Genomic DNA, 12,354 nt, shown 5'->3' on the forward strand with positions numbered 1-12,354 from the left:
CTGATCCGCCGCCTCGCGCGGCTGCCGTTCGTGTTCAACGTGCGGATCAAGGCGCCCTTCCGCCAACTGATCGATTCGGTGCAGAATTATTACGATCCCAAACGGCTGATCGAACGCAATCTGCCAGCACTCCAGGCCGAACAGCGGCGGCAGGAACAGGGCTTGCCCCCCGCCCCGCTCGATACCACCATTCAGCCATCCGAAAGCGAGACTGTGCCATGAGCGAAACGGTGACGAGGATGCGATTCCTGACGATTGGAGCGGCGGCGCTGGCCGCCGGTGGGTGCGTGAACGTTTCCGCGCCCGACAAGCCGATCGTCATCAATCTCAACATCAACATCACGCAGGAAGTGGTGTATCGTCTCGATGGTGAGGCGAAGACGCTGATCCAGGACAATCCAGGGATATTCTGACCATGCACGCATTTGTTAAATTCGGCCTTGCCGCAGCGGCGCTGGTGGCGATCGGCGGAATCGCGGGCACCGCATGGGCGCAGCGCGATCCGGCCTATCAGGCGGCGCGCGCGGCCGGCCAGGTCGGCGAACAGCCCGATGGCTATCTGGGTGTCGTCGGTGGCGGATCGGCCGATCTGCGCGCACTGGTCGCCAACATCAATATCCAGCGCAAGGCCGCCTATACCCGCGGCGCGCAGGCCGGCGCGACCGTCGAGCAGTTCGCGTTCGTCTCGGGCTGCAACCTGGTCGCCCAGACCAAGCCGGGCGAGAAATACAAGACGCCGGGCGGCGAATGGGCGACCCGGGGCAGCGGCCCGGCGGAGCGCGATCCGCGCTGCGTTTGAGAGGTAACGGCCGTCGTCCCGGCTCAAGCCGGGATGGCGAGCGGATTGAAGGCCAGTCCAGCCACCATGAAGTATGCGTCATCCCGGCGAAGGCTGGGATCTCTCGCGGATAGCGCGAGACAGGAGCCGCTTGAGGCCCCGGCCTTCGCTGGGGCGACGCTTCCGCTGCAACGGATCGGTCGCTAAGCGGGACGTTCCATATAGACGGCGTCGGGTCCGAACCCCTCCGCCCCGCCGGCCACGGGACGAAAACCGAGCCGTGACCAGTATCCGTCGGCCCCGCCGACGGCGATCAGTGCAAGCGTTTCGATGCACTTCGCGCGTGCTGCCTCTATGAGCAGTGGCAGCAACCGCTCGACGGCACGCTGTCCCCGCCCCTCGCCTGCGACGACGACGTCGTGAAGATACCAGCAGTCGGCGTTCGTTGGAACGCTGCCCAGCAGCGCGTGCATCGCCGGCGGCGCGAACCGCCGCCACGGATGGCTGATGCAATGGCCGACGACCGCGTCATCCGCGACCAGCACATGGCACCCCTCCGGGGCCAGCGCGATCCGTTCGGCGTATAGTCCCGCCGCCTCGCCATACTCGCCCAGTTCGGCGCGGGCGAGACGGGCGACGGCGGACGCATCCGCCGCCGTCGCCCGACGCCACTCAGCCACCGAGGGCGGTCTTCAATCGGCCGAAGAAGCCGCTCGATTCGGGGCATTCCTCGCCGGTTTCGGTTTCGCGGAAAGCTTCAAGCAGTTCCTTCTGCCGCGCCGACAGCCGGGTCGGCGTCTCGACCTCGATATGGATCACCATGTCGCCATGGCCGCGTCCCTGCAGCACCGGCATGCCCGCACCGCGCTGGCGCAGTTCCTTGCCCGACTGGATGCCAGGAGGAATGCGGATACTGTGGGTCGCGCCGTCCAGCCCCGGAATATCGATCGTCCCGCCCAGCGCCGCCGTCGTGAAGCTGATCGGCGCGCGGGCATGGAGCGCCGTGCCCTCACGCTCGAACAGCGCATGCCGTTTGACGTGGAGAAAGATGTAGAGGTCGCCCGACGGCGCACCGCGCGCACCCGCCTCACCCTCACCCGTCAGCCGGATGCGCGTGCCCTCGTCGACGCCGGGGGGCACGTTGACCTGCAACGTCTTGGTCTGTTCGACCCGGCCCTCGCCGTTGCAGACCGGGCATGGATCGGCGATTACCTGCCCCGCGCCGTGGCACATCGGGCAGGCGCGTTCGACGACGAAGAACCCCTGTTGCGCCCGCACCTTGCCGTGACCGGCGCAGGTCTGGCACGTCCGCGCCTTGGTGCCCGGCGTCGCGCCGCTGCCACCGCACGGGCTGCACGCGGTCGAGACATCGACGGTGATCTGCGTCTGATGGCCGTGATAGGCTTCCTCGAGCGACACTTCCATGTCGTAGCGCAGGTCGGCGCCGCGCCGGGGGCCGGCACGGCCCTGCCGCCCGCCGCCCATGAATTCGCCGAACACGCTTTCGAAAATATCGGAAAAGCCGTTGAAGTCCTGCGCGCCGCCGCCGCCGGGGCCGCCCGCCCCCTGCCGGAAGGCGGCATGGCCGTAGCGATCATAGGCCGCGCGCTTCTGCGGATCCTTCAGGCAGTCATAGGCCTCGTTGATCGCCTTGAACTTGGCCTCGCTGTCCTTGCAGCCGGCGTTCTTGTCGGGATGATACCGGATCGCGAGCTTGCGATAGGACGATTTGATCGTGCCTGCATCCGCGGTGCGCTCGCATTCGAGCAGTTCGTAGAAATCGACTTCGGTGGTCATTAAAAAGCCCTCTCCCCTTCAGGGGAGAGGGTTGGGAGAGGGGGTTGTCCGAAACGACCCGCCCGATGCCCCCCCCCCCCCCCCCCCCCCCCCCCCCCCCCNCAAGGGGGAGAGGGAGGGGCGTTGGTTACGCCTTCTGGCTGTCGTCCACTTCCGAAAACTCGGCGTCGACCACGTCGTCGGCCTTGTCCGCGGTGGCATCGGCAGCGGGCGCGCTTTCGGCCTGCTGCTGCTTTTCGTAGATCGCCTGACCCAGCTTCATCGCGACCTGCGCCAGGGCCTGGCTCTTCTCGGTCATGCGCTCGCTGTCGCCGCTCTCCACCGCCGACTTCGTCTCGGCGATCGCCGCCTCGATCTCGGACTTGAGCGAAGCGTCGACCTTGTCGCCATTGTCGGCCAACTGGCGCTCGGTCGTGTGGATCAGCGATTCGGCGTTGTTCTTGGCCTCGGCCGACGCACGCCGCTTCTTGTCCTCTTCAGCGAACTGCTCGGCATCGCGCACCATCTGGTCGATGTCGCCGTCCGACAGGCCGCCCGAGGCCTGGATGCGGATCTGCTGTTCCTTGCCGGTGCCCTTGTCCTTGGCCGACACGTTGACGATGCCGTTGGCGTCGATGTCGAACGTGACCTCGATCTGCGGCACGCCGCGCGGGGCCGACGGAATGCCGACCAGATCGAACTGGCCGAGCATCTTGTTGTCGGCGGCCATTTCGCGCTCGCCCTGGAACACGCGGATCGTCACCGCCTGCTGATTGTCGTCGGCGGTCGAATAGACCTGGCTCTTCTTGGTCGGGATGGTCGTGTTGCGATCGATCATCCGCGTCATGATGCCGCCCAGCGTCTCGATGCCCAGCGACAGCGGGGTCACGTCGAGCAGCAGCACATCCTTCACGTCACCCTGCAGCACGCCGGCCTGAATCGCGGCACCGATCGCCACGACCTCGTCGGGGTTCACACCGGTATGCGGCTCCTTGCCGAAGAACTGCTTCACGACTTCGCGGACGCGCGGCATGCGCGTCATGCCGCCGACCAGCACGACCTCGTCGATCGCGCTCGCCTGCACGCCGGCATCGGCCAGCGCCTTCTTGCACGGCTCCAGCGTCCGCTTGACCAGATCCTCGACCAGCCGTTCCAGATCAGCGCGGGTGATCGACTTGACGAGGTGCTTCGGACCGGTCGCATCCGCCGTGATGAACGGCAGGTTGACGTCGGTCGTCTGCGTCGAGGACAGCTCGATCTTGGCCTTTTCGGCGGCTTCCTTCAGCCGCTGGAGTGCCAGCTTGTCCTTGGTCAGATCGATGCCTTCGACCTTCCTGAACTCATCGGCGAGGAACTGGACGATCTTGGCATCGAAATCCTCACCGCCGAGGAAGGTGTCGCCGTTGGTCGACTTCACCTCGAACACGCCGTCGCCGATCTCGAGAACCGAGATGTCGAACGTACCGCCGCCAAGGTCATAGACCGCGATGGTCTTGTTGTTGTCCTTGTCGAGACCGTAGGCAAGCGCTGCCGCCGTCGGCTCGTTGATGATGCGCAGCACTTCGAGGCCGGCGATCTTGCCGGCGTCCTTGGTCGCCTGACGCTGGGCATCGTTGAAGTACGCCGGCACGGTGATGACCGCCTGCGTCACGGTTTCGCCGAGATACGATTCGGCCGTTTCCTTCATCTTCTGCAGGATGAACGCGCTGATCTGCGACGGCGAATATTCCTCGCCACCCGCCTTTACCCACGCATCGCCGTTCGGACCACGGGCGATCGCGTAGGGGACCAGCTCGGTGTCCTTCTTGGTGACGGGATCGTCGAAGCGGCGGCCGATCAGGCGCTTCACCGCGAAGATCGTGTTGTCGCCGTTCGTCACCGCCTGACGCTTGGCGGGCTGACCGATCAGCCGCTCGCCGTCCTTCGCGAAGGCGACGATCGACGGCGTGGTACGCGCGCCTTCCGCATTTTCGATGACCTTAGGGCTTCCGCCCTCCATTACCGCGACGCAGCTGTTGGTCGTGCCCAGATCGATGCCGATAACTTTAGCCATGGTCCCTCATTGGCCCCCGGGTTGAAAGAATGCCTGAAACCCGCCGCCTGGGGAGGCGCTCACGGGTCGTTACGTCGGCGGATATAGGCAGGGTTCGCCTTGCCGCAAGATTATGCCGGGCATAGGGAACCGTATCGAGGTGGGAGCGTGGGCGTGAAGACACGGTGGCCGGGGCTGATGATGGCAGCGATGCTGGCGGGATGTCAGCCGCCGACGACAGTCGATGACGCCTGGGTACGCCTGCCCGCCGTGCCGGGACGGCCGGCGGCGGCCTACGCCATCCTCTCCCCCGGATCGTCCGACGATGCGTTGATCGGCATCACCACCCCGGCGGCGGGCCGCGTCGAATTGCACGAGAGCATGAACGGTCATGGCGGCATGGCAGGGATGCGGCCGTTGCAACGCCTGCCGCTGCCGCGTGACCGGACGGCCGCTCTCAAACCCGGCGGGGCGCATGCGATGCTGTTCGATCTGACCGGCGATCCGCGCGCAGGGAGCACGATCCCGCTGACCTTCCGGTTCGACCGGCAGGGGGACGTCACCGTTACTGCCCGGCTGGTCGGTGCGGGCGATCCGGCTCCCGAATGAAGCGCCCGCTCACTCCGGCCGAAGTCGATCTCGCCCGCACGATGTTCGGCGATACGATCGCCTATGACCAGGCGCGGGTTTCCAACAGCAAATGGGCGTTCTTCCAGCCCAGACAGGTGGCGATGGCGCCGACCGGCTGCATCCATTTCCACCCGCAGGGCACGCTCTATCGCGACGATTTCGCATCGGCCGGGCGCGACCTTGCCGCGTTGTTCCTGCACGAGATGATGCACATCCATCAGACGCAGCATCGTGGCCGATACTGGCTGCCGCTGATGCGGCATCCGTTGTGCAGCTATCGCTACACCATCGTACCGGCCAAGCCGTTCGACGCCTATGGCATCGAACAGCAGGGCGAGATCGTGCGGCATGCCTTCCTGTTGCGGCAGGGGGTGCGGCTGGCGGACAAGCCGCCGCTGGAGGTGTACGAGGCGCTGCTGCCCTTCGGCAGGTGACGCGCGGCCTTAGCCCGGCAACTGCCAGGTCACGTAGCGCGTCGAATAGGATTCGACCGGCTTGCCCGCGGCATCCAATGCCGGACTGTAGCGCCCGCGCCTGGTCACGGCGTCGCAGGCGGCGGTATCCAGGTCCGCCACCCCCGAGGATCGCAATATCCTGCAATCCGTCACCCGCCCTTGCGGAGAGATCGTCCAGCCGATCAGCACCCGCCCCTGCTTGCGCGCGGTGAAGGCGGCGGTCGGATAATCGTCGGGCGTGATCCAGTTGCGTTTGGGATTGTCGCCCGGTGCCGGACCGGCACGGGTTGCTACCGCGGCAATCCTGGCGGCATCATATCCCCAGTGCTGCAACAGATCGGCTTCGCAGCGTCTCAGTGCGGCCAGGACCGGTTGCCGCAACGACAATGCCACCGTCAGCGGCGCGCTGCGTCCGGCACGGATCGTCACGACGGGGCTGTCGACCAGCCGTTCCAGCGATTGTCTGGAAATATAATAGGTGATCGCGGCGCGCTTGCCATCGGGCAGGTGGACGCGCGTCCCCTTCCCCGGTTCATCGACGGTCCCGGACGGGGTCGATAGCGTGACGTCGATCTCGCCCTGTGGACCAAGCCGCGAGCGCGGACCGAACACCACCGACTGGATGGTATCGCCGAACGGCGTCGGCTTGAATCCGATGGTGATCGGCGTTGCCACATCGCCATAGGCCCGGCTAACGACGCAAAGGTCGTCGGCATATTCCACGTTCCAACCGGAAACCGGAGCAAGCGGCGCGGTGGCGGGGGTCTGTCCCGTCAGAAGCATCGCCGCCATCGTCCACCGCATCATCCGCTCTGTTCCTCCCTGCCGGACCATGACCATTCCGCATGCCGCCGCCGTTCGCAAGCAGCATCGTCCGCGCCGGTCGGGCAAGCGTAACCCACCGGAACTTCGCGCCATATCGATTGGTTGGCGCAGCGAAACGATCCGAACGTCCTGTCCGAAAGCCTTGCCCGTGATGACCACCCGTACCGGTGCTACCCTTCTCGCCCGTCTCGGCTTTGCGGCGCGTGGCATCGTCTACTGGATCGTCGGGTGGTTCGCGATCGATGCCGCGCTGCGCGGCGGCAAGGTCGGCGACAATCAGGGCGCGATCGCCAGCCTTGCCGACGAGCCGTTCGGGGAAGTGCTGCTGGGACTGATGGCGGCGGGGCTGGCCGGCTATGCGCTGTGGCGGCTGACCGAGGCGCTGACCGATCCCGAGGCGCGGGCAAAGTCGCTGAAAGGCGCTTTCCGGCGTGCCGGCCATGCGATCAGCGGGATCGCCCATGTCATCCTTGCATGGACCGCCGCGCGACTGGCGATGCACACCACCAGCGCCGGTGGCCGGGTGGGCGGCGAGGAAAGCACGCACGACTGGACCGCATGGCTGCTCGACCAGCCGCTTGGCCGCGGACTGGTGGCGCTGGTCGCCTGCGGTTTGATCGCGGCGGCGGCACAACAGGCGAAGAAGGCATGGGACGGCGGTTTCGTCCGTGAGCTTTCGGCGGGCGCACCGATCCCGGCGCATGTCTGCACGATCGGACGGATCGGCTATGGCGCGCGGGCGCTGGTCTTCGCGCTGATCGCCGTATTTTTCGCCACGGCGGCATGGGCGGCCAATGCCAGCAAGGTGGGGGGCATGGCCCATGCCCTCGCGACGTTGCAGCGCCAGTCGGGCGGCCAATGGCTTCTCGCCGCGACCGGACTGGGTTTCATCGCATTCGGGGTCTACAGCATGGTCGAGGCTCGCTGGCGGCGGATCACCGTCGATCTGCCGGCGTGAACGATCGACCCGCGCTCGAAGCCCGCTGGATGGAACTGATCCGTCGGACCCTGCCCGCACTCGCCGGGTCGCGCGGCTGGCCGGTCCGCGCCGATCATTGTTTCCAGCGTATCCTGCTCGACAACGCCTGTGGCGGGCGGTGGTACGATCACGTTGCGGGGCGCCCCGCCTATGCCCATGCCGACGTCGCCATCCTCGAACGGGCGGTCGCGCTGGGCGAGGCGGCGATCGCCGGAACCCGGGACATGGCTGACCTCAACCGCCGTTCGCTCGACTGGCGCGGCAAACTTGCCCCCTCGAAACCGGACGGCGCGAACCCCATGTCCCGCTCTGGCCAATCCACAAGAACGAAGATAGAACGGACCGCATGAGCCTGACCCATATCTCCGTCCGCGGTGCGCGGGAGCACAACCTCAAGGGCGTCGACATCGACATCCCGCGCGATACGCTGACGGTCATCACCGGACTGTCCGGGTCGGGCAAGTCGAGTCTTGCGTTCGACACCATCTATGCCGAGGGGCAGCGGCGCTATGTCGAATCGCTGTCGGCCTATGCGCGCCAGTTCCTCGAACTGATGCAGAAGCCCAACGTCGAGCATATCGAGGGGCTGTCCCCCGCGATCTCGATCGAACAGAAGACGACGAGCCGCAATCCGCGCTCGACCGTCGCGACCGTCACCGAAATCTACGATTACATGCGGCTGCTCTGGGCGCGGGTCGGCGTCCCCTATTCGCCCGCGACCGGCCTGCCGATCAGCGCACAGACCGTCAGCCAGATGGTCGACCGGGTATTGGCGCTGGCCGAGGGCACGCGGCTGCTGCTGCTGGCCCCGGTCGTGCGCGGGCGCAAGGGCGAATATCGCAAAGAGCTGGCGGAGTGGCAGAAGGCCGGGTTCCAGCGCGTCCGCGTGAACGGCGAAGTCCATCTGATCGAGGATGCGCCGGCGCTCGACAAGAAGTTCAAGCACGACATCGAGATCGTCGTCGACCGGCTGGTGGTGAACCCGGAAGCGGCGACGCGCCTTGCCGAGAGTTTCGAGACGGCGCTCAAGCTGGCGGATGGCCTCGCCTATGTCGATCTGGTCGATACCACGGTCGCGCAAGCGCAGTCGGGCAATCCGCCGATCCCCAGCGAACAAGGCGATCGTGCAACCGAAGCCGCGCCGCAGACCGGCAAGCTGAAAGGTGCCGGCATCCCCGACAACCGCATCGTGTTCTCGGAAAAATTCGCCTGTCCGGTCAGCGGGTTCACGATCAGCGAGATCGAACCGCGCCTGTTCAGCTTCAACGCGCCGCAAGGCGCGTGCCCGGCGTGCGACGGCCTTGGCGAACGGCTGGAGTTCGACGAGGACCTGATCGTCCCCAACCACGAGCTGAGCATAAAGAAGGGTGCAGTGGTACCTTGGGCGAAATCCAATCCGCCGTCGCCCTATTACATGCAGGTGCTGGGATCGCTGGCGAAGGCGTTCGCCTTCTCGCTCGACACGCCGTGGAAGGAACTGCCCGAAGAGGCGCAGCGAGTGATCCTGCACGGCACCGCCGGCAAGCCGGTGACGCTGACCTTCATCGACGGCAAGAAGTCCTATGACGTCAAGAAGCCGTTCGAGGGGGTGCTGGGCAACCTCAACCGGCGGATGCTGTCGACCGAAAGCGCGTGGATGCGCGAGGAACTGTCGAAATATCAGGCGTCGCAGCCGTGCGAGACCTGCCACGGCGCGCGGCTGAAGCCCGAAGCGCTGGCGGTGAAGGTGGCGATGCAGGACATCGCCTATGCCACGCATCTGTCGGTGGTCGACGCGCTGCGCTTCTTCGAGGCGCTGCCCGAGCATTTCAACGACCAGCAAAAGGCGATCGCCCAGTCGATCCTCAAGGAAATCGTCGAGCGGCTGGGCTTCCTCAACAATGTCGGGCTCGATTACCTGAACCTCGACCGCACCAGCGGCACGCTGTCGGGCGGCGAGAGCCAGCGCATCCGCCTCGCCAGTCAGATCGGCAGCGGGTTGTCGGGCGTGCTCTACGTCCTCGACGAGCCGTCGATCGGACTGCACCAGCGCGACAACGACATGCTGCTCGCCACGCTGCGGCGGCTGCGCGACCTCGGTAACACCGTGCTGGTGGTCGAGCATGACGAGGATGCGATCCGCACCGCCGATTACGTGATCGACATGGGGCCGGGCGCGGGCGTCCATGGCGGCGAAGTCGTCGCCAAGGGAACGCTGAAACAGTTGCTCAAGGCCAAGGGATCGATCACTGCCGATTACCTCAATGGCACGCGGTCGGTGCCGCTGCCGGACAAGCGCCGCAAGGGCAATGGCAAGAAGCTGACGGTGCATAACGCCACCGCCAACAACCTGACCGGCGTTACCGCGTCGCTGCCGCTCGGCACCTTCACCTGCATTACCGGCGTGTCGGGATCGGGCAAGTCGAGCTTCACCATCGACACGCTCTATGCCGCCGCCGCCCGCACGCTGAACGGCGCGCGGATCGTGCAGGGCAAGCACGACAAGATCACCGGGTTGCAATATCTCGACAAGGTGATCGACATCGACCAGTCGCCGATCGGCCGCACCCCGCGGTCGAACCCGGCGACCTACACCGGTGCGTTCACCCAGATCCGCGACTGGTTCGCCGGACTGCCCGAAGCGCAGGCGCGCGGCTATAAGCCCGGCCGGTTCAGCTTCAACGTGAAGGGCGGCCGGTGCGAGGCATGCCAAGGCGACGGCGTGCTCAAGATCGAGATGCACTTCCTGCCCGACGTCTATGTCGAATGCGATGTCTGCCACGGCGCGCGCTACAATCGCGAGACGCTGGAGGTGAAGTTCAAGGGGCACAGCATCGCCGACGTGCTCGACATGACCGTCGAGGACGCGGTCGAGTTCTTCAAGGCGGTGCCGCCGATCCGCGACAAGATGGCAATGCTAGCCGAGGTCGGCCTGGGCTATGTCAAGGTCGGCCAACAGGCGACGACGTTGTCGGGCGGCGAGGCGCAGCGGGTGAAGCTGGCCAAGGAACTGGCGCGACGCGCGACCGGCAACACACTCTACATCCTCGACGAACCGACGACGGGGCTGCATTTCGAGGATGTGCGCAAGCTGCTCGAAGTGCTCCACCAACTGGTGGAACAGGGCAATACCGTGGTGGTGATCGAACATAATCTGGACGTCATCAAGACCGCCGACTGGATATTGGACATGGGCCCCGAAGGCGGGGTGAAGGGCGGTCGCGTCGTCGCCGAAGGCACCCCGGAAAAGGTTGCCGCGGTCGAGGGCAGCTTTACCGGACGCTATCTGAAACCGCTGCTGACCCCGGCCAAGGCGCAGGCGGCGGAGTGAGCGACCGATAGCGACACCGAAGGAACCTCTGGCGGCGCGCGACATTTCGACTTCATCTGCATCAAGTGAAGGATCGTCTCATGCGCGCGCTCACCCTCGGCATCGTCGCTGCCGCGACGCTGGTTTCCGGTTGCTCGGACTATGGCATGGGCAGTCCCCGCTATGCTGACGCCGGTGGCTACAGCCGGTACGATTGGGACCGCCCCGATCCCGCCTACAACGGCTATGATGCCGCGCGCTATTATCGCGACGACCGCCGCTATAACGAGCGCCGCCTGTCGTCGAACGAGCGGGTCTATGTCGGGCAGGACGGCCGCTATTATTGCCGCCGCAACGATGGCACCACCGGTCTGATTATCGGTGGCCTTGCGGGCGGCGCGCTCGGCACCGCGATCGCCCCCGGCGGGTCGGGCCTGCTCGGCGCGATCATCGGCGGCGTTGCCGGTGCGGCAGGTGGCAAGGCGATCGATCGCAACAACGTCCGCTGCCGCTGACGCCAGCGCGGATCAAAGTCGAGGGGCCGGAGCGGTTCTGCCGCTCCGGCCCCTTGTATTCGTTCGTCCAGTTACCATCTACAGGCCGCTACAGTCGCAAATCGACGGTTTCCTGCTTTGCGGCATGGTCCTTCTTTCCCTGCTGCCTCTGGCAACGGGCGCGGGCTGTTCCGCCGCCCGGAACGCTTGGAAGGAAAATCTTCATGGCCATTCTTGGTACCGTCAAATTCTTCAACACCGACAAGGGCTATGGCTTCATTGCGCCGGACAATGGCGGCAACGATGCCTTCGTTCACATCTCGGCCGTCGAGCGCGCGGGCATGATTACGCTGAACCAGAATCAGCGCGTCGGCTACGAACTGGAAGAAGACCGTCGCGGCAAGATGAGCGCAGTCAACCTGACTGCCGCTGACTGATCCGTGTACCGGGCGCGCCTTCCGGCGCGCCCGCATCCAGCCGAAAGACCCAACCCTTGGCAGACAGCCCCGAAGCCTATCGCACCCGCGCCGCCGTCGAGCGGGCGAATGCCGATGCCGCGACGCTCGACAATGTGCGCGATCGCTGCCTGCGCGCCGAACAGGCGTGGACCGCGATGGCCGACCGTGCCGAACGCACGACCGAACAGCGCCTGATCCGCGAAGCCGCAACCGCCAAGCGGACCGATCCTGCCACGGCCAATTGAACCCTTCGCTCGTTCCGCCCGTTATCGGGATGACGCAAAAGGAACGATGATGGCCAAGCATACCAACCATAAAGTGAAAACGCCGCCAACGGCCGGCATTTCAACGATCCGCACCCTAGCGCTCGCCGCGACCGGTGTCGCCGTAGGACTTTTCGGCGTCCTGCTCGCCCGACGGCGTCCGGGCAATGCCGAACATACCGCCCCCGATCTCGCGCTGGACCAGCCCCGCCCCGGGTCGACCGGTCGTGCGCCAGAAGCGTTCCGTCCCGATCCCACCGCCGCCGTACCGGCAAGCGAGCGCGAAGGACTGCGCCCCGCGACCGGCCCGGTGCCCACGATCGTCGAACCGCGCGGCAGCATGCGTTCGCAAATCGGCTGACTGGCTTGACCGGA

At 65.9% G+C, this 12,354-nt stretch carries 16 protein-coding genes; 12 read left to right on the forward strand and 4 right to left on the reverse strand.

The window, feature by feature from the left end; genetic code table 11:
• The 3 genes from ASE78_RS19605 to ASE78_RS13705 form a co-directional block, all read left to right on the forward strand.
• A partial coding sequence (locus ASE78_RS19605; RefSeq protein WP_235515064.1) for a hypothetical protein occupies positions 1–222 on the forward strand: 222 nt, incomplete at its 5' end.
• Entirely contained in the window at positions 219–413 is a 195-nt protein-coding gene (locus ASE78_RS13700) for a YnbE family lipoprotein (RefSeq protein WP_055759467.1), read from the forward strand. The genes ASE78_RS19605 and ASE78_RS13700, both read left to right, overlap by 4 nt.
• A 2-nt stretch (positions 414–415) precedes the next feature.
• Entirely contained in the window at positions 416–799 is a 384-nt protein-coding gene (locus ASE78_RS13705) for a YdbL family protein (protein ID WP_055759464.1), read from the forward strand.
• Between the two features lie 182 nt (positions 800–981).
• On the opposite strand, the gene ASE78_RS13710 is transcribed toward ASE78_RS13705, so the two are convergent.
• The 3 genes from ASE78_RS13710 to dnaK all read right to left on the reverse strand — a co-directional run bounded on the left by ASE78_RS13710 (position 982) and on the right by dnaK (position 4,607).
• Complete coding sequence (locus ASE78_RS13710) at positions 982–1,458, reverse strand: GNAT family N-acetyltransferase (RefSeq protein WP_056497904.1); 477 nt, start codon at positions 1,456–1,458, stop codon at positions 982–984.
• On the reverse strand, positions 1,451–2,575 hold the full coding sequence (dnaJ, locus tag ASE78_RS13715) for a molecular chaperone DnaJ (protein ID WP_055759458.1): 1,125 nt from the start codon (positions 2,573–2,575) through the stop codon (positions 1,451–1,453). Before dnaJ ends, ASE78_RS13710 begins: the two co-directional genes overlap by 8 nt.
• Positions 2,576–2,702: 127 nt before the next feature.
• Positions 2,703–4,607, reverse strand: a complete 1,905-nt coding sequence (gene dnaK, locus ASE78_RS13720; protein WP_055759456.1) for a molecular chaperone DnaK — start codon at positions 4,605–4,607, stop codon at positions 2,703–2,705.
• 153 nt (positions 4,608–4,760) lie between these two features.
• On the opposite strand from dnaK, the gene ASE78_RS13725 reads away from it, so the two are divergent.
• Positions 4,761–5,195, forward strand: a complete 435-nt coding sequence (locus tag ASE78_RS13725) for a copper chaperone PCu(A)C (protein WP_056497905.1) — start codon at positions 4,761–4,763, stop codon at positions 5,193–5,195.
• On the forward strand, positions 5,192–5,650 hold the full coding sequence (locus ASE78_RS13730) for a hypothetical protein (protein ID WP_056497906.1): 459 nt from the start codon (positions 5,192–5,194) through the stop codon (positions 5,648–5,650). The genes ASE78_RS13725 and ASE78_RS13730 overlap by 4 nt, the downstream gene beginning before the upstream one ends.
• 9 nt (positions 5,651–5,659) lie before the next feature.
• Here the strand turns inward: ASE78_RS13730 and ASE78_RS13735 are convergent, their stop codons facing one another.
• On the reverse strand, positions 5,660–6,478 hold the full coding sequence (locus tag ASE78_RS13735) for an energy transducer TonB (protein WP_056497907.1): 819 nt from the start codon (positions 6,476–6,478) through the stop codon (positions 5,660–5,662).
• 169 nt (positions 6,479–6,647) lie between these two features.
• Between ASE78_RS13735 and ASE78_RS13740 the strand changes: the two genes are divergently transcribed.
• The 7 genes from ASE78_RS13740 (at position 6,648) to ASE78_RS13770 (ending at position 12,340) form a co-directional block, all read left to right on the forward strand.
• A complete protein-coding gene (locus ASE78_RS13740; RefSeq protein ID WP_056497908.1) occupies positions 6,648–7,454 on the forward strand; it encodes a DUF1206 domain-containing protein in 807 nt (268 codons plus the stop codon).
• Complete coding sequence (locus ASE78_RS13745) at positions 7,451–7,825, forward strand: GCN5-related N-acetyltransferase (protein WP_200911061.1); 375 nt, start codon at positions 7,451–7,453, stop codon at positions 7,823–7,825. Before ASE78_RS13740 ends, ASE78_RS13745 begins: the two co-directional genes overlap by 4 nt.
• Entirely contained in the window at positions 7,822–10,785 is a 2,964-nt protein-coding gene (uvrA, locus tag ASE78_RS13750) for an excinuclease ABC subunit UvrA (protein WP_056497909.1), read from the forward strand. The genes ASE78_RS13745 and uvrA overlap by 4 nt, the downstream gene beginning before the upstream one ends.
• Positions 10,786–10,865: 80 nt before the next feature.
• Positions 10,866–11,279, forward strand: coding sequence for a hypothetical protein (locus ASE78_RS13755; RefSeq protein WP_056497910.1), 414 nt, complete (start codon positions 10,866–10,868; stop codon positions 11,277–11,279).
• A gap of 203 nt (positions 11,280–11,482) precedes the next feature.
• Positions 11,483–11,695, forward strand: coding sequence for a cold-shock protein (locus ASE78_RS13760; RefSeq protein ID WP_055759437.1), 213 nt, complete (start codon positions 11,483–11,485; stop codon positions 11,693–11,695).
• A 56-nt stretch (positions 11,696–11,751) separates the two neighbouring features.
• Entirely contained in the window at positions 11,752–11,961 is a 210-nt protein-coding gene (locus ASE78_RS13765; protein WP_055759434.1) for a hypothetical protein, read from the forward strand.
• A 49-nt stretch (positions 11,962–12,010) separates the two neighbouring features.
• Complete coding sequence (locus ASE78_RS13770; protein WP_156349118.1) at positions 12,011–12,340, forward strand: hypothetical protein; 330 nt, start codon at positions 12,011–12,013, stop codon at positions 12,338–12,340.
• Positions 12,341–12,354 lie beyond the last annotated feature (14 nt).

This window comes from Sphingomonas sp. Leaf25 (assembly GCF_001421635.1).
GTDB lineage: Bacteria > Pseudomonadota > Alphaproteobacteria > Sphingomonadales > Sphingomonadaceae > Sphingomonas.